The following is a 22,485-nucleotide window of genomic DNA, read 5'->3' on the forward strand; positions in this document are numbered from 1 at the left end:
ATCAATATTTGTGTACGCTGCCGGAAACAGATTTCTTTTTCTGAATGCTGGCCTCTCCGGTGTAGGATATGTCAGCTCCGCTGCTTGCATCGGCCACCAAGCTCTCTGAAACATTTACGGAAATATCCGCTCCACTGCTGGCATCGGCATTGCACGTCTTGGCCATAAGGTCCTTGGCTTTAATGTCCGACCCGCTGCTGGCATCCGCATAGAGCATATCTGTTTTTCCAGAAAGTCTAATATCGGCACCACTACTGGCATCAGCAGATACCTCACGAGCCACAACTTCAACCTGAAGGTCGGAACCGCTGCTGGCATCCAACTCCAAAGTTTCGGCTTCGATTACATTTTGTGCAATGAGGTCTGCACCGCTGGAACTTTTTAAAGCCGTAACCGTTGGTAGGGAAACGTATACCTTCTTGGTGGCTCTTCCAATGTTCTCAATGGCATGGATTTTCAATTTTCCGTCCCTGATATCTGTTCCGATTAGGTCGATAATGTTTTCATCCGCCTCAACGGTTATCTTGTATTCTTGGTCTTGGGTCACAAATACATCAAGGCCTTCCGAAGCGGATACTTCGGTAAAATCCTCTGAAATGTTTCGGCTTTCTTCTACTACCTCGCCGTTTCCTTTCTTGCCGTCGCCAAAGCTCATATCGAACATACAGGATGAAGCAAAGAGTGAAAATAGGGCCGCGATGGCTAATCTTGCTAGTGTTGTCATGATTGTTGTTTTAATGATTGATTCGAAATTCGTTATTGTTATTTGTATGATGAATTACTAATTACCCAATTGTTGAAAAAGAGGTCTCAATTGTTATTTTTTTCTCCTGCCTTTACTTTAATGCCATCCTCATTGATTTTCATCTCAAAGGAATCCGAATGATCTTTTAGATTGATGTCCACGCCATCTTCATTGATGATGATTTTTCCACCTTCTTCCTCTTCATCGTTTTCTTCCGGTTCATCGGGACAGTTCTGACACTTGAGTTCCCCGTCGTCGCCCATCACCCAGAGATATCCCACAATTCCACTGCGATAGTACCCCTTATCGTTAAGGATGCCGCTAGAGACATGGCCTCTAGTGGATTCATCAAAGCGTACAACGCTCCCGTTGGGAATATAGATGGTTGTGGTTACTTCCTGATTTCTGGCTTTATTGGAAACATCGGTGACTAGATGTTCATCAACAATGATTTCATTACCTGACATAGTAAAACCATAATTAATGGCTTTCGCCCTTTCCCTTGCAGCAAGCAAAGTACTACCATGGGCATCTTTTCTGATATTGACATTGATCAAAGAATCCACGGACTTTCTCAGTTTAATGTGAACATCGTCCGAAATCAATATTCTATTATCGTTTTCATCATAAGTAAATGCCATTCTTCCAAAGTGCATGTTTTCCATGTTGTGGTCATATCCAGAATCCTTCATCTTAATAATTAAAGTATCATTAGGATTCTCCAACACCATTTCTTCCCGCTCATTGACGCTGCCCACATTGGCAAATTCAGCCGCCTGACGAACTCCAAGGGCAAACAATGCCCCAACGGAAATCAGCCAAAGTCCCAAAAGTGAAAACTTGGCAATATTTCCGATAGATTTAAGGTTGTTGACCAAAATCTTCAATCCCAAGTAGAGGACAAAGAAGAACGGAATGCCAAAGGCAAAGAACAGGAGCACTGAAAGTACCCAAACCGGAACACCAGTGGTACCCACGATTTCGTAAAAATCAACCCCGGGAAAATGTACAGCATTCAGCATACCCACAGAAAAAAGGGCAATGAACAATCCTATAAGTGCAGTTGCACCAACGATGATCAACAAAATGCCAATGAACTTGCCAAATACTTTGAACAGGAACATGATAATATCCCCTATGGCATCAAAAAAGGTCTTGGAGCTGCTTTTGACCTTGTTGCCTACTTTTTCGTAGTCAACATTTTTAACTTTGTCGGCAACATCATCAAACCCCTCTTTAACCTTGCGTTCTATATTGCTGATGTTGACAGGCTCTCCCCGCATATCCAATTTTTGCGAGGTGGTGGCCGCTTCTGGGACCAAAATCCAAAGTAAAATGTAGGCGATCAGACCAAATCCGGTGAAAACGGCCAATAGGATAAAAATCAAGCGAATCCAAAGGGCATCAAAACCTAAATAATGTTCCAGCCCGGCACAAACACCACCAATGTATTTTTGGTCGATGTCCCTGTAGAGCTTTTTCGCTCTTGATTTGGGTTCGGCATAGGTCTTTTTTGGTTCATCCTCAAAGATGTCTTCGTCCACCATATAGTCTTCGGGCTGTCCCATGACATTGATGACTTCGTCCACCTGCTTTTGGGTGATGACCTGTCGTTCGTTTTCCATTTTCTCTAAAAAGAGTTCGGCTATGCGAGCCTCGATATCGGCGATGATCTCATCGCTTCCCGGTGTGCCGGAAAAGGACCTTTTTATGGACTCCAAATATCGTCTCAGCTTGTTATACGCATCATCATCGATGTGAAAGAGCGTATTGGCTAAATTTATATTTACTGTCTTGTTCATTTTTGATACTTATTTTGTGTTGGTTACCAGATTGACTGCATTTCTTAGTTCATCCCACGTTCCGTTAAGTTCATTAAGGAACAATTTACCGGTTTCGGTAAGGGCGTAGTATTTTCGGGGAGGTCCCGAAGTGGATTCTTCCCAACGATAGTTGAGCAAACCTGCATTTTTCAACCTCGTCAACAAAGGGTATATGGTACCTTCCACTACTAACATCTTAGCGTCCTTAAGGGCCTCCAGAATCTCGGAGGCATACTTGTCATCATCCTTTAGGATGGACAAGATGCAGTACTCCAGAACCCCTTTGCGCATCTGTGCTTTTGTGTTTTCTATGTTCATAATTTCTTGGTTCTAATTTTGCCGAACTGGGTTCGGTATCTGATTAACTGTTCGTTTTGTGTTTCCACTCCAGTCCCCTGTGATGAGCAGGGGAGTGGAAACGTTTTTTGATTGATGATTTTTGATTGACCCTTCGACTGCGCTCAGGGCAGGTTAATTTTTCGTTTTTTGATTGATGATTAAACTCCTATTTTGATTATTTGATGAATTTTATGGTCAAGGGATATCGAAACGTCTCCCCTTCATTGGTTCTAATAGTGGCCAGAATGGTATACACAATGTTCACTATGGCCAGTCCAACTTGAATGACACCGCTTATACCCGCGGGCCAAAAAAGGCGACCAAACTTAAAATCGTCGCTACTGATACTAATGTTTATATTGTTAAAATCACTCAAACGGTGAATTCCAAAAAAATCCCAATCCCATACATCGGGCCAAAAACCGATAAAAAAGGGAATACTGATCAAGCCCGCAACGATAGAGTAGAGGAGCATACTTATTTGAAAGTTCAAAGCCTGCTTCCCATTATGGTCCACAAAAGGATGTTCCTTTTTGTTGGCCGTCCACAGAATCAAAGGAAGAATAAAATTCCCAAAGGGAATAAACCACTTTGAAAAGGTGGACGCGTGAATAATCGCGGATAAATTTCGTTCGTGTTTGGTTAAAGTTGTAGCCATTTTTGATTGATGATTTTGCAAATAAAATTAGTTTACCTATTAGCTTACGATGCAAATATATATCCAAAAGACAGTACTATGCAAAACAAAGTACTATAAATTAACAATTATTTAACAATTGAAATCGTTGCTTTTTTGCCTATTTTTAGAACTCCTAAACTCATGATATGGCGCTCACATCCAGTAAAATCAACACATTTACCTTTTTAAAACTACCATCGGCTTGGTGGAGCGGCGTACGACTCAAGGCTATTGACGAAAATAGAGCCGTGACCACGGTAAAGTACAAATGGTTCAATCAAAACCCATTTAAATCCATGTTTTGGGCTATTCAGGGGATGGCTGCTGAGTTGAGCACCGGGGCTTTGGTGATGAACGAAATCCAGAAAAGTGGTAAAAATATCTCCATGTTGGTGGCCAACAATAAAGCCACCTTTACCAAAAAAGCCACTGGAAGAATCGTTTTTAGCTGTGAGGACGGCCATTTAATAGCCGAAGCCATCCAGAAAACCATAAAAACGGGTGAAGGACAAACCTGTTGGATGAAATCAATTGGTATCAATGAAGATGGGGTGGAGGTCTCCACGTTTCATTTTGAGTGGACCGTTCTGCTAAAAAAATAGATTAATAATATCTGTCTTTGTCACCCTGAGCGCAGTCGAAGGGTTGAATGGACGGTGAATTGAAGGGAAAAAGCGGGCGAATGGTGAAAGGTTAAGGGGGTTCCTCTTGTTATAAGGGACTAATTGAAACCAAAAGTTGGTGCTTTTCCAACAATTCTAGAAATTTTCATATTATCATCTACAAATACATTGGCTTCATCCATGTCAATTTCTTGCCAATTATAAACTAATTTTGAACCATTAAGGGCTATACTATGAACAACATCAAACTTCAAATAGCGCATTGAGAATGAACACCCATAATAATGGTCTAACGAATTTCCTAAAACAGTCTCACTTGATTTGTCTTGAATGAAATCAATTTTGCTTTCAAATTCTTGTTCAATTAAAATTGAATCATCAACCCTAATGGATAAGGCATTATCACCCCAATTAAAACCCATGTTTAAAAAAAGCAGTCTATTATCAAAATTTCCAATAACTTTTAGAATAAATACATCGGAATTATTATCAATAATTCTCATACACAAGTAATTATCTTCATTGAAATACACGGAAATCCTGTTTCTGTTTTTATTATTCCCATAGTCAAACAAATATTCGTTCCTTCTTTCTTTTCCAAGTTTAGTCAGGATGACCATATTAACCGCTAATCCTTTAAATCCAGAATAGTAATTATTACTGTTGAGTCGATTTTTAAAAATAGGTCTGAAAAGAGAATCAACTTTAATATCTTCTAATTGTAACTCTTTTTCAGCTAAAAATGCTTTTCGTTGCTCAATGTAATCAGAAATGAAACCCATATTTTCGGCTTGTCTATGGGTTATTGGAACAAAATTATACTTCTTCTGATATAAACTGTCTTTCAACAAAGAATCGATTACTTCAGAATCTAATGAAACAATCAATCTTGTGTCATCGGCAAAAGGGTGAGACACAGCATTTTTGATTCCTGTTAAAGCAATTTTTTTGCTTACCGCGTCGGTATCAAGATTCCTAGTGAATTTTGGAAACCCAGCAACGAAATTGTATTCTCTTTTCCATTTTTCAAAATAATCTGTTGAATCAAACATTAGAAACGCAAATTTTTTATTTTGATTAGTATTTTTAGATACAGGAGGTGCCTCAGTGGTCATATTGTCATAAGCTTCTTTTAATTTTGGTCCCCAAATAATTGTTAAAACAGAAATTAAAACCGTTAAAACAAAATTGAAAAGGGTAGGGTACCTATTAGACCAAGATTTATTTACCTGCTTGTTCAATTCAGCAGGCTCTGTAAGCAGTAAATCAATAAGCTCTTCTTTAGCTTTGTTTTGAAAGCTTTTGAACCCCATATCTTCACATAGCGCTTTTAGCTTAGTTGAGGATTTTTTAGAGATTTTTCCGCGAAGCTGTTCAGTGTTTCTACTAGCAGGTCTAAAGAAGTTCATTTGGAAATTAAGTTACTCATTTTCTCAAAGTTAGTTATTACCTAAGGATACCATGAAACTCTTGATAAAAGTATTTAGCAGTAAAGTGTAACAGATAAGATAAGAACTATACCAATCATATATATTTAAACAAATCGAATGATGAATAGCACAAACCACGAAATAGACTACCACATTTACGGGGAAGAAATGCAATATGTGGAGATAGAACTGGACCCGCAAGAAGCCGTTGTGGCGGAGGCCGGCAGTTTTATGATGATGGATTCCGATATAAAAATGGATACCATCTTTGGCGATGGTTCTAACCAAGACTCTGGGGTTTTGGGGAAATTGTTTTCCGCGGGTAAACGACTGCTCACAGGGGAAAGCCTCTTTATGACCGCTTTTCTGAATGTAGGACACGGTAAAAAACTCGTAAGCTTTGCTTCGCCCTATCCAGGGAAGATCATTCCTATTGACCTTTCCGAAAAAGGCGGGAAGTTCATCTGTCAAAAAGATGCTTTCTTGTGCGCTGCCAAAGGAGTTTCGGTAGGTATTGAATTTTCCAAGCGTTTGGGCCGAGGTTTTTTTGGTGGTGAGGGCTTTATTATGCAAAAACTGGAAGGTGATGGTATGGCGTTTGTACATGCGGGTGGAACCATGGCCAAAAAAACACTAGCCGCTGGAGAGACCCTAAAAGTGGACACCGGTTGCATCGTGGGCTTTTCCCAAACCGTGGATTACAATATTGAATTTGTAGGTGGAATTCGCAATACCGTTTTTGGTGGTGAAGGCTTATTCTTTGCAACGCTACGAGGACCTGGGACCGTTTACATTCAATCACTGCCCTTTAGCCGACTGGCCAGTAGGGTATGGGCCGCTGCTCCCAAAGGTGGTGGGAAAGACAAAGGCGAAGGCAGTATTTTAGGCGGTTTGGGTGATTTGTTGGACGGCGATAATAGATTTTAATTCGCAACCCAAAAAATCACTTTTTAGCAACACGTAGTTAAAAATGTGTACAAAACACAATTCATTTGTCCTGACAGCTATTAATGGCTATATTGATTGAAAATTAACTTTCATCAAACAGATTAATGGCAAACTTTAACATCGACGCCAAGAAAGACGTAACCTATGATGCCATAGTTATTGGCTCGGGTATCAGTGGCGGATGGGCAGCAAAGGAATTGTGTGAAAAAGGATTGAAGACCCTTGTCCTTGAACGCGGAAAAATTGTGGAACATGTAGTGGATTACACCACCATGAACCTAGATCCATGGGACATGGAACTTCGCGGTGGACTCACCCCTGAACAAAAGAAAAAGCATTACAAAGCCATCCGGTCGGGCTGGATTGGAACAGACACCGAGCACTTTTGGGCCGATGATGCCGCCAATCCTTATACCGAGGAGAAACCTTTTTTGTGGCTTCGAGGTCATCAAATGGGGGGTAAATCCCTGCTTTGGGGAAAACAGACCTACCGATGGAGTGATTTGGACTTTGAGGCCAACGCCAAGGATGGTCACGGAGTGGACTGGCCCATTCGTTATAAAGACCTTGAGTCGTGGTACACCTATGTGGAAAAATTTGCCGGTATTAGTGGCGAGGCATTGGGGCTTCCCCAATTACCAGACAGTCATTTTCTTCCGCCCATGGAACTCAATTGTGTGGAAAAACACATAAAATCAAGAATAGAAGAACAATTTAAGGGTAGAAACATGACCATTGGCCGGGTGGCACACCTTACCCAGCCCCACAACGGAAGAGGGCAATGTCAATATCGAAACAGGTGTAGCAGAGGCTGTCCTTACGGGGCGTACTTCAGCAGTAATGCCACTACCTTACCAGCTGCAAATGCCACGGGAAATTTGACCATCCGACCCTTTTCCATTGTGCAATCGGTAATCTATGATGACCAAAAAGGCAAGGCCACTGGCGTCCGTATCATTGATGCAGAAACCAATGAGGATATTGAATATTCAGCCAAGATAATTTTTGTAAATGCATCAGCCTTAAGCACGACCCAAATCCTGATGAACTCCAAATCCAACCGATTTGAGAATGGTTTGGGCAATGACAGCGGGGAATTGGGACACAATCTTATGGACCATACCTATAGAGTGGGTGCGCTTGGTAAGGTTGAAGGCTTTGACGATAAATACTACAAAGGCCGAAGGCCCAACGGGATTTATATTCCCAGATACGTCAATATTGATGAAGCCTCCAAATCGGACAAGTTTGTACGTGGGTTTGGCTACCAAGGTGGTGCCCATCGTGGCGGTAATGCCGCAAATATTGAATCATTCGGAGCAGAATACAAGGATAGTATCTTAAAACCCGGTCCTTGGGAATTCTTTATCACAGGATTTGCAGAATGCTTGCCGTATCATGAAAATAAAATCACCCTGAACAATGATGTATTGGATAAATGGGGACAACCGACTTTGACCATCGATGCTGAATTTAAGGAGAACGAAAAAGCCTTGAACAAACAAATTCAGGAAGATGCCGTTGAGATGCTTGAAGTCGCAGGTTTAAAAGATATTATAGGATTTGACAAAGAACATCCGCCGGGGTATGGCGTACATGAAATGGGAACGGCACGTATGGGCAGAGACCCCAAAACATCAGTTTTGAATGAATTCAATCAAGTTCATGCGGCTAAAAACGTGTTTGTGACCGATGGAGCATGTATGACGTCGTCATCCTGTGTAAACCCATCGCTGACTTATATGGCTCTTACGGCCAGAGCAGCGGACCATGCCGTATCAGAACTCAAAAAACAAAATCTATAAAGATGGATAGGAGAAAAGCATTACAAAAAACCGGACTATTTGCTGGGGCAACCCTTATGATGCCTACCATGTTGTCCATTTTACAATCGTGCAAAGAGGAAAAACGATTGGATTGGCAACCGGAATTTTTCACTGAGGATGAGGCAAAAACGGTTTCGCTATTGGTAGACATGATCCTACCCCGCACGGATACACCCGGAGCACTTGATGCAAAGTCGGACATTTTTATGGACAAAGTGATTGCGCGTACCTATGATGCCAAAGGTCAGGAACACATGCGGTCGGAAATTGCGGCCTTCAACGCCAAATGTGAGGAGAACTATGGTGCTGTTTTTATCGATTTAAAGGAAGCGGATAGAATTGCTGTTTTGAAAGAAGCCGAGGCGAATTCTGGAAAATTCAACCCTGGGGTTTGGGGAACTTCTGTGGGTGAGCAAGAGCCCATTGGATTTTACAGAGGATTGAAATCCATGGCCATTTGGGCTTATTTTACTTCGGAAGAAATGGGGAAAAATGTATTGAATTACGACCCCATTCCAGGCAATTATGAACCTTGTAAACCAGTTTCGGAAGTTGGGAACCGATGGAGTCTCTAACCTTCCTTGAATAAGAAAACTAAAAATGAACCATGCTTCTTTCAAAAATTAGGAGCATGGTTTTTTAATTAAAGAATCAGCTAGTGGAAAATCATCACATCAAGAACATAAAAAAAGAACTGCTATCCGATAATTGGTATACCCTGAACAAGTTCACCTATGAATATTTACGGCCAGATGGTACCTGGGAAACCCAACATCGTGAAGCCTATGACCGCGGTAATGGTGCCGCCATTCTACTGTACAACCCAAAAAAGGGAACGGTGATATTAACGCGTCAGTTTAGGATGCCTACATATGTCAATGGAAACGAAGATGGGATGATGGTAGAGGTGTGTGCCGGACTTTTGGAAAAAGGCAACGCAGAACAAACCATTAAAATGGAAGTGGAGGAAGAGACCGGATATAAAATTGATGAGGTGAAAAAGGTTTTTGAGGCCTATATGTCGCCAGGCTCCGTAACTGAAATCCTTTACTTTTTTACTGGAAGGTATGAAGACGCCATGAAGGTAAGCGAAGGTGGAGGAGCCGAGGATGAAACGGAAAACATTGAGGTAATGGAACTCAAGTTTCAGGATGCCTTGCAGATGATGAAGACGGGAGAAATCCGGGATGCCAAGACCATCATGTTGCTACAATACGCCCAAATCAATAAACTATTGGGTCAGTAGTGGTCATGAAGTTCTTTTAGGGTGGAATAAATGGTATTTCGAATCTGTGAGGTGTTGACTTTGAAATGATTGTTCATAAAACTAAAAATGAGCCACTTTCCTGATTTGGTCTTGAGATAACCACTGAGGTTATAATTATTTCCCAATGATCCTGACTTTGCAAAAATGAAGGGTTCGGTTAAGGGATCCCCCCATGTTTTTATGGTTCCGGATGCATCCCACATCGGAAATAGGACAAATAAGCGTTCCTCAGGAACTTCATTGTACAGCTTTTGAAGGATTTGTATGAATGACTTGGGTGTAAAGAGATTGTATCGAGATAAACCGGAACCGTCCACCCATCGTGGTGGTTGTTCCAAATCACTCAAATGGTTTTCCAGCATATGTGCAATCACTTTTTTTGTGCCCAAGGTATCCGAGAGTGTTGAGGAGGCTACCATCAACAATTGCTCAGCCAAAAAATTATCACTTTCAAAAAGCATGTCCTTATATATGGAATCCGTTTCCATACCATAAAGTACCTGCTTTTCAACAGGAGGGAAGTGGTCCGTTAAAACAACTTTTTTCTGTAGCTCAGATTCTATTAGATCTTTGGTAAGGGAATCACTGGTCATGAACGGAACTTGCAAGGTATCCTGTTCTGTGGATGAAATATAAAAATGATTTTGTAGCTCGTCTCTCCTTAAAGTGGTATCCCTGGTTTCAACCTTATCCATAAAATAGGGTGGTGAAACGTGTATTCCATTGGCATGGGACAAAGTCACAACATTGCCATAGAGGGGAAGTGTACTTTTTTCCGGGGAGAAATAGGCGTCATAATCCTCCCAAGCCCAGCCAGGACCATATCTAGACTCTTGAGAATTTTGGAGGTGCACCACCAATGTACCTTGTTTTTTAAGCCATTGTATCGCAGTACTATCCGCCAAACGGGGGTGTAACCATGATGGATCTCCAACACCTTCTATATATAAGGTGTCGTTATAAACCCCGTATTTTAGCGTAGGAATGTTTTTGGGCAATAATTTAATTGAAGCGTAGAATGTGGCGATTTTGGTATTGCTGGCAGGGGTAAAATAGCGGTCGGCATTGTATGCGTATATCGTTTTTTGAGTTTTGGCGTCCATTACCACTAATCCATGGAAAGAATTTTCAAACGTATTATTTTGAAGTTGGTGGTTTAACGTTTTACGTACTGAAGAACATCCAAAAAGTAAGAAAAACCCCGCTACCGACATGATAGTCAGAAACTTAAATTTTTGAAAATGAGGATGGTGCATAGAGTAGTTTATCGAATTTAACACGAAATTATCCAATTTTTAACTGCGGATGAGATCATGCAAACAAGTTTTTTGCTAACTTAGTTGCACAACCACTTAATCAATTTAATCAAATTTCTATGCCCAGAGCAATGTTAGATTACACCAAGACTATCCTACAAAAAGTTAGTTTTGATGCTAGACTCTTCTCTAGAGAATTGAAAAAAGCTATTTCCCGGTTACTACCTAGTGAAATCGAAGAACTTAAGATCTGGTTACAGTTTTATATTGTTGACAAACCAGAATTACAACCCACATTACTACTATTAAAAGCTTAAAATAACCAAAGAGCCGCGAAAGCGGCTCTTTTAATTTTTGGCCAACGGGCTAATGATTTTCACATCCTGAAACGCAATGGCGCCCCGAACTATACTGGAAATCACCTCTTTTAAAGCATCCGTAATTTGAATTTTTAGTTCACTCTTGTGGTATATTAAGCTGATTTCCCTTGCGGGTGAAGGACTTTTAAAAGGTTTGAGGTTCCGTTTTTTATTGGTATCCAGTTGTAACGTATTAAGATAGGGGAGTAACGTCATACCCATACCCTCATCCGACAAACTCACCAAGGTTTCAAAACTTCCGCTCTCAATCTTAAAATGTTCCCCTTGAATATTTCGAGTGGATTTGCACAAATTTATAACACCGTCCCTGAAGCAATGTCCATCTTGAAGGAGTAAAATGTCATTGACATCCAAATGTTCCGTGGTCAATAATTCTTCTTTGGCCAATCGATGATTTTGGGGCACGTAACCCACAAAAGGTTCGTAATACAGTGGTTTTTCCTTAATAAATTCTATTTCCAAAGGTGTGGCGGCAATGGCCGCATCCAAATGACCATCCAAAATATTCCGGATAAGGGTATCGGTGGATTGCTCCTTGATAATGAGGTTTACTTTGGGATATTTTTTAATGAACGTATTCAAGAACATGGGAAGCAGTGTAGGCATTACCGTTGGAATGATCCCCAACGTATAATCGCCCCCAATAAAACCTTTATCCTGATCTACAATATCTTTGATGCGTTCTGCCTCGGCCACAATATTTTTGGCTTGAGCCACTATTTTTTTGCCCACTTCAGTAATGGTGATGGGTTTTTTCCCTCGATCAAAAATCAAAACACCAAGTTCGTCCTCCAATTTTTGCACCTGCATGCTTAGGGTAGGCTGGGTCACATAGCTCTTTTCGGCGGCCAAGGTAAAGTTTCTGTACTCGGCAACTGCTAAGACGTACTGTAGCTGGGTAATGGTCATACATTATAAATTTGAACCATAAAAATATAAAAACCTATCAATTTTATTTATAGAAAAGTAGCATAGATGCCATGTCTATCTCATAAATCTTTATATTTATTTGATGCAGAACCTTTGAGCACGTACAATGACCTCAACCGAACAGAACGAATTGTTGGATTTTCTAGCAGAAGTACCCTTTTTTTCTGAAGTGGAACGAGCTTCTTTGTTGGAATTGTATAAAAACTCTGAATTGGAGCAATACATCGCTAATAATCGGATCATTGAAAAAGGTGATGTGGGGGATGCTATGTACGTGATTCTGGATGGGAAGGTAAAAGTGCATGATAAAGACCATTCCTATGGCACCTTGTCCAAAGGCGATTGTGTTGGGGAATACGCCCTTATTGATGAAGAGCCAAGGTCGGTATCGGTTACTGCTTTGGAGGATACCAGCGTATTAAAAATCCCAACCACACATTTTTCCCAGCTCATGGACTCGGATAAAGGCTTTGTAAAAGGCGTTATGTCCGTTTTGATTAAAAGGCATCGGGAACTCGATATCATCCAAGAGCAATTGGCATCTTCCAAAAAAGAGGTGGAATTGGCCAATTCCAAGATGGCAGGGCTCATTGATGGGGCCATGGATGCCATTATAATGTTCGATGGGAATTTTAGGATACTCCTCGCCAATGATTCAGCAAAAACTATCTTGGAAAATAGCGAAGTGACCCAAAGGAACATCCTGTTCTTTTTAGATGATGACGGTGCGGACATGCTTGAAGACTTGGTGAAGTCAAAACAATCAGGTTTCCAGCAAAATAAAAATGCCTATTTGCCCAAAATCATCAAAGTCATCGGGTCTGATGGGACTGAAACCCTACATGAAGGTACGCTCAGCTGTTACGGGGATGAAAAAGAAGTATTTTACACGCTGATTCTTCGCAATATTGATGATCGCTTGACCGCGGAGCATAAAATCAGCTCACTTGAAACACAAACGGAGTACTTACAGGAAGAAATCAAGGAGTTGACCAACGACCATGGTATCATTGCCCAGCATAAATCCATGAAAAAAGTACTGGACCTGATTTCCCAAGTGGCCCAGACGGAGGCTACCGTATTGATTCATGGGGAAACGGGTACCGGAAAAGAACTCGTGGCGCGGGCCATTCATGCGGCCAGCAACCGTAGTAAAGGTCCTTTGATTCGTATCAACTGCGGAGCCATTCCAGCCAATTTAATCGAGAGTGAACTCTTTGGACACGAAAAAGGAGCCTTTACCGGAGCTACGAGCAGTAGGAAAGGTCGATTCTTATTGGCGGACAAAGGAACCATCTTTTTGGATGAGATAGGGGAGTTACCGTTGGACCTTCAACCCAAATTATTGCGGGTCATTCAAGAAGGGGAGTTCGACCCCGTGGGAAGCTCCACTACCCAAAAAGTGGATGTGCGTATTATCGCTGCATCGCACCGAGACTTGCTTCAATTCTCCAAGGAAGGTAAATTTCGGGAAGACCTGTATTATCGATTGAATGTATTCCCGATTGAAATCCCAGCTCTACGAGATAGAGGCAATGATGTTTCCCTGATTGCGGATGCCATGGTGGAACATTTTTCCACCAAACTGAATCGGAAAATAAAGAAACTGACCCAAGAACAGAAAAAGCTTTTTCAAGAATATGCCTGGCCCGGAAACGTTCGAGAGCTCCAAAATTTGGTGGAACGTGCTGTAATTGTTTCCCAAAATGGAGAGATTGACTGGTCGTTCATTATTCCTAATACCAATCCTAGAATAGCTGAAGGACAAACCGTTGAGCCAGACCACATTCTTACTGCTCAAGAAATGACCCAATTGGAAAAAGGGAACATCCTAAAGGCTTTAAAGCAGACCCGTTGGAAAATTTCAGGAGAAAAGGGTGCCGCAGCCCTTTTGGGTGTGCCACCCACCACATTGACTTCTAAAATAAAGGCATTGGGCATCGTTCGGCCCGTGTAATTTCACGAAATCCCGTAATTTCTATAACGAAATATCGTAAATATACGAAATATCGTTGTACTTTACTTATTCTAAAATCATTTTAAATGATTGATAATCAATTAATTATATTTTTTGGCACGCCAAATGCATCTACTCTGGCAAATGTTAATCAATTAATCTAAAAAACAAAAAAAATGATTACAACAGCAAACATTAAAAACGGAGTAAACGTAGATCAGTTGGTAGAAACTATCAACCACGTACAACAAGATCCTTCATTGGCTAAGTTCGAGTTCAGAGCCAAAAACAATTGGATTGAAGGTGGACATTGTGTCACTAGCATCCAAGATTATTATGGAGTAGGTCAAGAGCACCCAGTTAGAAAAGACAACTTTACTATGGAAGCTGACCACGTTGAGGTTCTTTTGGGCCAAGACCAAGCGCCAAACCCTGCAGAGATCGTTTTGCACGCCCTTGGTTCTTGCTTGACTGGTGCCATGGCGTACCACGCTGCTGCCAACGGTATCGAAATTGAAGGAATGGAGTCCCGATTGAGCGGTGATGTTGACCTTCACGGATTCTTGGGTCTTGACCCTGAAGTACGTAAAGGATACAACGGAATCACTGTAAAATTCAAAGTGAAGTCCGATGCTTCTGAAGAGCAATTGAGAGCTTTGTCACAATTCTCTCCTGTTTTTGACATGATTACCAACCCAACTCCTGTTACTATCGAGTTCGAAAAGTAATCCATCTGAAATAAGCCGCTCCTAACTTTTGGGGCGGCTTATTCCTTTTTTATCACAACAAACTATTACACACTTCCTCCCATGAAAATGCAACAACATATCATTACCAATGCAAATCAGGCCGTTGCGCATATTGCGTATCGTATCAATGATGTGTTTCCTATCTATCCCATTACACCATCCTCGGAAATGTCCGAATTGGTAGAGGAGTGGAGTGCCCACCATCAAAAAAACAGTTTTGGCAATGTTCCTTCCGCATTTGAAATGCAGAGTGAGGCAGGAGTGGCAGGTGCCATGCACGGAGCCCTTCAGACCGGATCATTGACCAGCACATTTACCGCATCACAGGGTCTGTTACTGATGATGCCAAACATGTATAAAATAGCCGCGGAGCTGAGCCCAAATGTGATTCATGTGGCCACCCGTTCCGTGGCCACCCACGCCCTTTCGGTTTTTGGGGACCATAGCGATGTTATGGCTGTACGTAGCACAGGTTATGCCATGTTGTCTTCTGCATCGGTGCAGGAAGCCATGGATTTTGCGTTGATTTCACAAGCTGCTTCATTGGAATCGCGAATCCCTTTTGTGCACTTCTTCGATGGATTTAGAACCTCCCACGAAGTGTCCAAGATTGAAAGCGTAAGTGATGCAATCATCAGCCGAATGATAGATGCTGATTTGGTGACTGCCCATCGAAATAGAGCCTTGAATCCCAATGCACCAGTACTTCGAGGAACTTCGCAAGCCGCTGATGCCTTCTTTCAGAGCAGGGAGGCGGTGAATACCTATTATGAAGCATGTCCAAACATCGTTCAACAAAAAATGGATGATTTCACGAAACTTACCGGGCGCCAATACAAGATTTTTGAATACCTAGGTCATCCCGAAGCTGAGCAAGTCATCATTGCTATGGCATCAGCAGCGGAGACCATTGAGGAAACCATACATCATTTGAACTCCCAAGGTGAAAAAGTGGGTCTTGTAAAAGTTCGATTGTACCGACCTTTTAGCGCGAAGCATTTCATCAATAGTCTTCCAAAAACCTGCAAGGCGATTGCGGTTTTAGACCGTACCAAAGAGCCTGGCTCCTCAGGTGAACCTTTGTTTTTGGATGTAGTGCAAACTGTGGCGCAAAGTGAAAGATTCTCTACGCTTCCCAAAATGGTTGGCGGTCGATACGGATTGAGTTCCAAAGAATTTACACCAGACATGGTGAAGTCCATTCTAGACAACCTGAAGCAGCCAAAACCAAAGAACAATTTCACTGTGGGCATCACTGATGATGTGACTCAATTGAGTCTACCAGAATCCAGATTGGAATTACAGAAAAAAGGAAATCAAGCCTTATTTTTTGAGATTAAGAGTGAAGATACTTGCTCACGGTTCAATTCTGTACTGAAATTGATTGGCGAAGAAAACAACTTTGTGCAGGGCTACCAAGAATTTGATTATAAAAAGTCCAACTCCCGAAGTGTGACCAATCTTCGTATGGCACCTAAACGAATTAAGGCCCCATATGGCATTACCGATGCGGATTTTATCGGTTGTACTGATGTTGATTTTTTAGAAAAGGATACGGTTATGGAAAGGGTTAGGCAAGGAGGGGTTATTGTGATTCAATCCGATAAAAGTCCAACCGAATTTTGGAACAATCTTTCTTTGGAAACCCAAAAAGGGGTTAAGCAAAAAGGTGTTGCCCTTTACGTAATAAACGCGCAAAAACTACCTAGCCTCGATGCAGCTATTTCTCCGTTGCATGCCTGTTTTTTAGCATTGCACTCCGAAATAGTGGAAAATTTCACTTTTGAGGCATTCAAAAACCAGTTACAGAAAGTAAATACCACAGCCATCACAGCATCGAAAGAGGGCATTTTGTCGGAGGATGCAGATTTCTCAAAAACACTTTTAGGTCAGTTATTGGCCGGAAGGGGAAATGAAGTGCCTGTGAGCAAATTGCCTGTTGACGGTACGTATCCGACCAATACGTCACAGTACAATCAGAGAATACTTGCTAAGGAAACCCCAGAGTGGATACCCGATTTATGCACACAATGTGGTGCCTGCGGTATGGCCTGCCCATCTGGAGCATTGCGTATGAAAGTGTATGATGACAAAACCCTTTTTGAGGCTCCGTCGAGCTGGAAAGCCATTGAAATTGATACGATCCTAGCGGATATTGATTTACTGAATTATACCATACAAGTAAATCCTGATCAATGTACTTCATGCAATGCCTGTGTGGATGCGTGTCCCGCAAAAGCATTGGTAATGGGTAAAACTGAAACTAAAATTGAAAAAGAGCGGAAAAACTGGGACTATTTCGCAAGTATTCCAGAATTGGACCGTAATAGAATTGATATCGCAAAAGTAAGTCAACAACAGTTGCAAGAACCTTTGTTCAAATATCCAATGGGTGAGGATGGCTGCGGAGAAGCACCGTATTTAAAATTGATGTCCCAATTATTCGGGGATCGCGCATTGGTGGCCAATGCCACGGGGGCTAGCTCCATTTTTGGAGGAGCGCTTCCCACAACACCTTGGGCTAAAAACCAAGAGGGGAGAGGTCCCGCATGGTCCAACTCTCTATTCGAGGACAATGCCGAATTTGGATTAGGCTTCCGATTGTCCTTGGACCAGCAAGAAGTGGAGGCAAGGGAACTGCTCAAAAAAGTATCCGCATTTATCGGTGACCGATTGATTCGGGATATTTTGAATGCAAAACAGACCACCGAGCGCGAAATCAACCAACAGCGAGAGCGAATAGAAGAATTAAAGTCATTACTCAATAAGGTTAGTATGCCGGAAGCTCGGAAATTGTCGCGAATTATGGATAGCCTCATAAAGAAAAGCGTATGGATTGTGGGCGGTGACGGCTGGGCCTATGATATTGGCTACGGCGGATTGGACCACGTGCTGGCATCGGGTAAAAATGTAAATATTTTGGTGTTGGACAACGAGGTGTATTCCAATACTGGGAACCAAATGTCCAAGGCTACACCTTATGGTGCTTCGGCAAAATTCGCTGCGACTGGAAAACGCAAGCAGAAAAAAGACTTGGGAGCATTGGCCATGCATTATGGTGATGTGTATATGGCTTCAGTGGCCATAGGTGCCGACCAAGAACAGACGTTAAAAGCTTTTGTGGAGGCCGAGGCCCATGATGGCCCTTCGTTGATCATTGCCTATTGCCATAGTCCGGCGCATGGCATCGACATGAAAACCCCATCAAAGTATCATAAAATGGCAGTGGCATCAGGGCAGTGGTTGTTGTATCGGAATAATCCAAAAAGAACTAGCGAGGGGTTACCGACTTTGCAACTGGATTCGCAGGCTCCAACTATTGGAATAGAGCGGTATCTGCAAATGGAAAATCGATTTAAGGCCATTTTTGAAAATGAGAGGGAAGCTTCTTCGGAAATGATTCGGAATGCACAGTGCAGCATAGACCTGCGGTTTAAAAAATACCGACAAATGGCTACACCGATCGGTCTGGAAATGAGTTTGGTGGAACAGCTAAATTAACGGGTTACTTTTCGTGCATTACCGTTCCGGATGCCCAATCTTCAGGAGGTCCTAAAACAGCATATTTTCGGGCCATATCGTGAAAATAGTGCGCTACTGAATCTCCGGGATTTTTGTACAGTACCCATTCAAAAGCAGTGGAAGCTTCATTGAACTGACTGTCAAAAAACAACTCAATACCTTGTTCATAATGCGTTTTGGTCTCCAGTTTCAAAGAAATACTTTCAATACTATCACCATCGATACATTCATAAATTTCTAAAGCCTTTTGTTTGCCCTTGACGCGTACTTTGCCCAAATACCTAAAATTGAACCCTGATGGGTCTTCCATCAATTCTAAACTGGCACCACTAATAATGATATTGGCACCAAAGTGTTTCGTCATCCCTTCTACACGGGCAGAGCTATTCACCGTATCGGCAATTACGGCCGGGTCATTTCTTTTGGAATCTCCAATGATTCCCATAATCAATGGCCCTGTATGCAACCCTACGCCAACGGACAAGGGTTTATACCCCTTTTCTTCCACCCTTCTTTTGTTGTAGAGTGTTAGGGTACGTTGCATTTCAATGGCGGCATCCAAAGCATTTTCTGGATTTTTTGGAAATAGGGCCATAATGCCATCCCCCATATATTGGTTTACAAAGCCTTCATTTTCTTTTATGATTGGTCCCATCCGGCCAACGTAGGCGTTGACAAACTTAAAGTTCTGCGAAGGGGTCATCCCTTCTGCCAATGATGTGTAATCCCGAATATCCGAAAATAGGACCGTAACGTTTTTTTCGGTATAATCCCCAAGTTTAATATCGGTTATGGACTCTTTTCCAACTGATCTCACAAATTCTGAAGGCACAAAACGGGATGTGGCCTTATGGATGGTATTCAGGTTTAGGTGTGTTTTTATGCGACTCAACAATTCTCCTTTGGAAAAAGGTTTGGTAAGGTAATCATTGGCACCAGAATTAAAGCCAGTGACCAAATCATTTACTGTGTTTTTAGCTGTCAGTAGGATAATGGGCAGATCACTTGTGGAATACCGCTCCCTGATTTTTTCGCAAACCTCGTAACCCGACATGCCTGGCATCATAATATCCAGTAAGATCATACTGAAATCTGACTCGTCGCCTATCAGTTTTAGCGCTTCTTTGCCATTATTAGCTTCAACAACTTGGTAACCGGCCATGCTCAGATGGTTTTCCAACACCCTCCTGTTTACGGGTTCATCATCCACAATAAGGATTTTTGGAGCTTCTTCGGAGAGCTGTGGTTTTTCTTTGGATATGACCTTTACAGGACTACTGCTGCTTATAGCTTGAATTTTAGCCAAAGGTTGCTGTACGTCCATCTTAAGCTCTTTGCGGGTTTTGTCGCTCAGCGGAAGTGTAAAAGTGAAAATGGAACCTTTTCCTTTTTCCGAAGAAACGGAAATACTACCACCATGAAGCTCAACCAGCTGCTTGGTCACGGATAGTCCAAGACCTGTTCCACCAAATTCCCGTTGTACCGAACCATCGCCTTGCTCAAAAGAGTTGAATATGTCATCCATTTTGTCCCTGGGAATTCCAATTCCTGTATCTGAAATGGAAATGGAGAGCATGTCATCCTTAACTTCTGCAAATAGAGTGATGTACCCTTTTTCCGTAAACTTGATGGCATTGCCCACCAAATTGTGCATAATTTGTTGCAACCGGTTCTCATCGGCAACCACCAAGGGAACATTTTTGGGAATGGAATTGATGATTTTAAGCTGTTTGTCCTTGAGCAGCGGTTGAGACAGGCGCAATACAATATTGGAAATGGCATAAACGTCCACAGGAACTTTGGAAAGAACAAGATCTTGGTTCCTCAGTTTTGAAAAATCAAGGATGTCATTCACCAAATGGGAGAGACGTCTCCCACTATTGGCAATCATTTCTAAATTCTCAAGAGCTTCGCTTGGCAATTTTCCTGCCACGCCATCTTGCAACGACTCCGTAAGTCCAACAATACCCACCAAAGGCGTTCTGAGTTCATGGGAAGTGTTGGCCAGGAACTCATCTTTCAGCTTATCGATTTTTTGAAGTTCAGCCACCCGTTGCTTTTCCAATTCTGTGCGTTTTCGTTCTTCCAAAATGGCTCTTTGCTTTTCTTCCTCGGCTTGTTTGGCCCTTTGATTTTGTTTGTATCGATTAAAAGCAAACCAAAAGAAGAGCAGGGCAGCGGCCGCTATGCCGATAATGATGTTTCTCAGGGTCTTTTGCTGGTTGAGCTTGAGGGAATTGATTTCGGCATCTTTTTGGAGCGAGGCGATGGCATCCTGTTTCTTTTCGGTATCAAAACGGACTTGGAGCTCTTCTATTTGTTTTGATTTTTCTACATTGAAGAGACTGTCTTTTATGGCAATAAATTGGTTTTTGAAAGCTAGGGCATTTTCAAAATCACCGGTTTTTTCATAAATGGAGGATAAGATTCTATAATTGTCCTGTAATTCTGCCCGTGCTCCAATGCCCTTTGCAATTGCAATGGCCGCATTACTATTTTCTTTAGCCTGTTCATAATTCCCCATTTCCAGGTAAATGTTTCCAATTTGGGTATAGCTCATGCATAGTTCCAACCGTTGCCCTAACTTTTCCCGAAGTAATAGGGCCTTCTTATGGTACTCCAATGCTTGGGGATATTTTTTTTGATGGCCATATACTTTGCCCAATGCTTCATAATCAAAAGCGATGCCCCATTCACTGTTAGCCTCCTGATCTAGCAGCAAGGCATCGTTAAAATATTGAAGGGCAATAGTATAGTCTTTCAACAGCATGTGGGCATCCCCTATATTGAACAAACAATTGGCGATTTCCATTTTCTCGCCTAGAGATTTGAAGATTTCCAATGCTCTTTGGTAACTTTCCAAAGCTTGGTTCATCTTTCCAGTTTTTTTTAAGATCTCGCCTAGGGCATTCAGTGTGGTGGCAATGCTAAATGGGTCATTATGCTCTTCGTAGATTTTTAAGATATCGTAATAGATTTTCAGACTCTCATCATAATTTCCCAGATTATCCAGTATAATGGCTTTTTGATATAAGCCATTGGCTGTTGCAAACGGTTCTTTTTTGGTTTGATGAAAATTCAGATAGCTATCAATATGGACCAGTGCTTGACTGTAATCTCCTTGTTGCCTTTTTAGAACAGCATATTGGTAATCGGCCATGGAAACTCCCCAAGGAATATTACTTTTTTTACTGATTGAAAAGAAGCTGTCGATGTGCTTTTTGGCCAGGTGGGCATTCCCTCTATTATTCAAATATTCCCAAGAAATATCTTTTAGGATACGTATTCGAAGTGAATCAGATTTTACAGTTGAATAGATTTTCTGAAGGCTATCAATACGATGTGTTTGACCATGCAATGCGTTCACAGCAATGCATAATAGGATTACTATGGAGGCTGACCGTTTGATGATTTTGGTTTAAGGTTGATGTACAGTAACTTAAATGTAGTGCATTAAAGTGTTACCCACAAAAATAAAACCCGCTTGTGCGGGTTTGTAATTTAGGTTGATAGGTTTTTATTGTTGCATTTTCAAGTAATAATCGGCCGAATGTTTTCCAGACCCATAAAGTGCAAAAAAGATACAGGCCAAAAACACTATAATGGCCAAAACAAGGTTGGATAAATTCATCACTCCCAAAAAGTTGGTCAAAATGGCGCCCAACAATATGGGCAGCTGAGCGATTACGGCCCATCGGGTAAGCAGCCCCACAACGATTAAAAAGCCACCCACAAAATGAGCAGGGGCCACATAGTGCAGAATGATCATGCCGCCCGGCATTTCTTGAAAGGGTCTGGCTATCTCAGACATTTGCTCATAATTGGTCATGAACTCAATTCCTTTGATAAAAAGAAATACCCCCAGGGCAACACGTAATAGGTCCAAAGGATAGTAGGTGTGGGCATTGGCCCATTTGTTCAAGCTTTTAACTGTTCCCATGGTTTCTGAATTTAAAATTTACACTATAATATACTCATTTTTAGCTATATGTAAAAGGGATTTTGTTCAGT

General features: G+C 41.8%; 18 protein-coding genes. 9 read left to right on the forward strand and 9 right to left on the reverse strand.

Going from position 1 to position 22,485, the window contains the following annotated elements; genetic code table 11:
- Position 1 precedes the first annotated feature (1 nt).
- The 4 genes from J0X14_RS08445 to J0X14_RS08460 all read right to left on the reverse strand — a co-directional run bounded on the left by J0X14_RS08445 (position 2) and on the right by J0X14_RS08460 (position 3,565).
- Complete coding sequence (locus J0X14_RS08445) at positions 2–724, reverse strand: head GIN domain-containing protein (protein WP_207097316.1); 723 nt, start codon at positions 722–724, stop codon at positions 2–4.
- Between the two features lie 86 nt (positions 725–810).
- Complete coding sequence (locus J0X14_RS08450) at positions 811–2,547, reverse strand: PspC domain-containing protein (RefSeq protein ID WP_207097317.1); 1,737 nt, start codon at positions 2,545–2,547, stop codon at positions 811–813.
- A gap of 9 nt (positions 2,548–2,556) precedes the next feature.
- Positions 2,557–2,886, reverse strand: coding sequence for a PadR family transcriptional regulator (locus J0X14_RS08455; protein ID WP_207097318.1), 330 nt, complete (start codon positions 2,884–2,886; stop codon positions 2,557–2,559).
- 196 nt (positions 2,887–3,082) lie between these two features.
- Complete coding sequence (locus J0X14_RS08460; protein WP_207097319.1) at positions 3,083–3,565, reverse strand: DUF4870 domain-containing protein; 483 nt, start codon at positions 3,563–3,565, stop codon at positions 3,083–3,085.
- Positions 3,566–3,732: 167 nt separating this feature from the next.
- On the opposite strand from J0X14_RS08460, the gene J0X14_RS08465 reads away from it, so the two are divergent.
- Entirely contained in the window at positions 3,733–4,188 is a 456-nt protein-coding gene (locus J0X14_RS08465; RefSeq protein WP_207097320.1) for a DUF4442 domain-containing protein, read from the forward strand.
- 119 nt (positions 4,189–4,307) lie between these two features.
- Here the strand turns inward: J0X14_RS08465 and J0X14_RS08470 are convergent, their stop codons facing one another.
- Positions 4,308–5,618, reverse strand: a complete 1,311-nt coding sequence (locus J0X14_RS08470; RefSeq protein WP_207097321.1) for a hypothetical protein — start codon at positions 5,616–5,618, stop codon at positions 4,308–4,310.
- A gap of 141 nt (positions 5,619–5,759) precedes the next feature.
- Between J0X14_RS08470 and J0X14_RS08475 the strand changes: the two genes are divergently transcribed.
- The 4 genes from J0X14_RS08475 (at position 5,760) to nudK (ending at position 9,659) form a co-directional block, all read left to right on the forward strand.
- The gene (locus tag J0X14_RS08475) at positions 5,760–6,566 is read left to right on the forward strand and encodes a TIGR00266 family protein (protein ID WP_207097525.1); all 807 of its coding nucleotides are present in this window, start codon (positions 5,760–5,762) and stop codon (positions 6,564–6,566) included.
- A gap of 125 nt (positions 6,567–6,691) precedes the next feature.
- On the forward strand, positions 6,692–8,392 hold the full coding sequence (locus J0X14_RS08480; RefSeq protein ID WP_207097322.1) for a GMC oxidoreductase: 1,701 nt from the start codon (positions 6,692–6,694) through the stop codon (positions 8,390–8,392).
- Positions 8,393–8,394: 2 nt separating this feature from the next.
- Positions 8,395–8,988, forward strand: a complete 594-nt coding sequence (locus tag J0X14_RS08485) for a gluconate 2-dehydrogenase subunit 3 family protein (protein WP_207097323.1) — start codon at positions 8,395–8,397, stop codon at positions 8,986–8,988.
- 83 nt (positions 8,989–9,071) lie between these two features.
- Positions 9,072–9,659, forward strand: a complete 588-nt coding sequence (nudK, locus tag J0X14_RS08490) for a GDP-mannose pyrophosphatase NudK (RefSeq protein WP_207097324.1) — start codon at positions 9,072–9,074, stop codon at positions 9,657–9,659.
- Here the strand turns inward: nudK and J0X14_RS08495 are convergent.
- A complete protein-coding gene (locus tag J0X14_RS08495; protein WP_207097325.1) occupies positions 9,653–10,936 on the reverse strand; it encodes a D-alanyl-D-alanine carboxypeptidase/D-alanyl-D-alanine-endopeptidase in 1,284 nt (427 codons plus the stop codon). The two genes, nudK and J0X14_RS08495, sit on opposite strands and share 7 nt — an antisense overlap.
- A gap of 119 nt (positions 10,937–11,055) precedes the next feature.
- Here J0X14_RS08495 and J0X14_RS19060 point away from each other — a divergent pair, with 119 nt between their 5' ends.
- The gene (locus tag J0X14_RS19060) at positions 11,056–11,253 is read left to right on the forward strand and encodes a hypothetical protein (protein ID WP_242527957.1); all 198 of its coding nucleotides are present in this window, start codon (positions 11,056–11,058) and stop codon (positions 11,251–11,253) included.
- 30 nt (positions 11,254–11,283) lie between these two features.
- On the opposite strand, the gene J0X14_RS08500 is transcribed toward J0X14_RS19060, so the two are convergent.
- A complete protein-coding gene (locus J0X14_RS08500) occupies positions 11,284–12,225 on the reverse strand; it encodes a LysR substrate-binding domain-containing protein (RefSeq protein ID WP_207097326.1) in 942 nt (313 codons plus the stop codon).
- Positions 12,226–12,352: 127 nt separating this feature from the next.
- On the opposite strand from J0X14_RS08500, the gene J0X14_RS08505 reads away from it, so the two are divergent.
- The 3 genes from J0X14_RS08505 (at position 12,353) to J0X14_RS08515 (ending at position 18,453) form a co-directional block, all read left to right on the forward strand.
- Positions 12,353–14,203: a sigma 54-interacting transcriptional regulator gene (locus J0X14_RS08505; protein WP_207097327.1), complete on the forward strand. Its 1,851-nt coding sequence runs from the start codon at positions 12,353–12,355 to the stop codon at positions 14,201–14,203.
- A 176-nt stretch (positions 14,204–14,379) separates the two neighbouring features.
- A complete protein-coding gene (locus J0X14_RS08510) occupies positions 14,380–14,931 on the forward strand; it encodes an OsmC family protein (protein ID WP_207097328.1) in 552 nt (183 codons plus the stop codon).
- Positions 14,932–15,012: 81 nt separating this feature from the next.
- Positions 15,013–18,453 carry a thiamine pyrophosphate-dependent enzyme gene (locus J0X14_RS08515; protein ID WP_207097329.1) on the forward strand — a complete coding sequence of 1,147 codons (3,441 nt, stop codon included), beginning with the start codon at positions 15,013–15,015 and terminating at the stop codon, positions 18,451–18,453.
- 4 nt (positions 18,454–18,457) lie between these two features.
- On the opposite strand, the gene J0X14_RS08520 is transcribed toward J0X14_RS08515, so the two are convergent.
- Positions 18,458–21,841 carry a tetratricopeptide repeat protein gene (locus tag J0X14_RS08520; protein WP_207097330.1) on the reverse strand — a complete coding sequence of 1,128 codons (3,384 nt, stop codon included), beginning with the start codon at positions 21,839–21,841 and terminating at the stop codon, positions 18,458–18,460.
- Positions 21,842–21,991: 150 nt separating this feature from the next.
- Positions 21,992–22,414, reverse strand: coding sequence for a DoxX family protein (locus tag J0X14_RS08525; RefSeq protein ID WP_207097331.1), 423 nt, complete (start codon positions 22,412–22,414; stop codon positions 21,992–21,994).
- Positions 22,415–22,485: the final 71 nt, after the last annotated feature.

The sequence above is a fragment of the Allomuricauda sp. CAU 1633 genome, assembly GCF_017313225.1.
Taxonomy (GTDB): domain Bacteria; phylum Bacteroidota; class Bacteroidia; order Flavobacteriales; family Flavobacteriaceae; genus Flagellimonas.

What these genes read in the sequence shown, in the direction of transcription:
- J0X14_RS08445 (WP_207097316.1), bottom strand. Translation starts at nt 724, where the DNA reads ATGACAACACTAGCAAGATTAGCCATCGCGGCCCTATTTTCACTCTTT.
- J0X14_RS08450 (WP_207097317.1), bottom strand. Translation starts at nt 2,547, where the DNA reads ATGAACAAGACAGTAAATATAAATTTAGCCAATACGCTCTTTCACATC.
- J0X14_RS08455 (WP_207097318.1), bottom strand. Translation starts at nt 2,886, where the DNA reads ATGAACATAGAAAACACAAAAGCACAGATGCGCAAAGGGGTTCTGGAG.
- J0X14_RS08460 (WP_207097319.1), bottom strand. Translation starts at nt 3,565, where the DNA reads ATGGCTACAACTTTAACCAAACACGAACGAAATTTATCCGCGATTATT.
- J0X14_RS08465 (WP_207097320.1), top strand. Translation starts at nt 3,733, where the DNA reads ATGGCGCTCACATCCAGTAAAATCAACACATTTACCTTTTTAAAACTA.
- J0X14_RS08470 (WP_207097321.1), bottom strand. Translation starts at nt 5,618, where the DNA reads ATGAACTTCTTTAGACCTGCTAGTAGAAACACTGAACAGCTTCGCGGA.
- J0X14_RS08475 (WP_207097525.1), top strand. Translation starts at nt 5,760, where the DNA reads ATGAATAGCACAAACCACGAAATAGACTACCACATTTACGGGGAAGAA.
- J0X14_RS08480 (WP_207097322.1), top strand. Translation starts at nt 6,692, where the DNA reads ATGGCAAACTTTAACATCGACGCCAAGAAAGACGTAACCTATGATGCC.
- J0X14_RS08485 (WP_207097323.1), top strand. Translation starts at nt 8,395, where the DNA reads ATGGATAGGAGAAAAGCATTACAAAAAACCGGACTATTTGCTGGGGCA.
- J0X14_RS08495 (WP_207097325.1), bottom strand. Translation starts at nt 10,936, where the DNA reads ATGCACCATCCTCATTTTCAAAAATTTAAGTTTCTGACTATCATGTCG.
- J0X14_RS19060 (WP_242527957.1), top strand. Translation starts at nt 11,056, where the DNA reads ATGCCCAGAGCAATGTTAGATTACACCAAGACTATCCTACAAAAAGTT.
- J0X14_RS08500 (WP_207097326.1), bottom strand. Translation starts at nt 12,225, where the DNA reads ATGACCATTACCCAGCTACAGTACGTCTTAGCAGTTGCCGAGTACAGA.
- J0X14_RS08505 (WP_207097327.1), top strand. Translation starts at nt 12,353, where the DNA reads ATGACCTCAACCGAACAGAACGAATTGTTGGATTTTCTAGCAGAAGTA.
- J0X14_RS08510 (WP_207097328.1), top strand. Translation starts at nt 14,380, where the DNA reads ATGATTACAACAGCAAACATTAAAAACGGAGTAAACGTAGATCAGTTG.
- J0X14_RS08515 (WP_207097329.1), top strand. Translation starts at nt 15,013, where the DNA reads ATGAAAATGCAACAACATATCATTACCAATGCAAATCAGGCCGTTGCG.
- J0X14_RS08525 (WP_207097331.1), bottom strand. Translation starts at nt 22,414, where the DNA reads ATGGGAACAGTTAAAAGCTTGAACAAATGGGCCAATGCCCACACCTAC.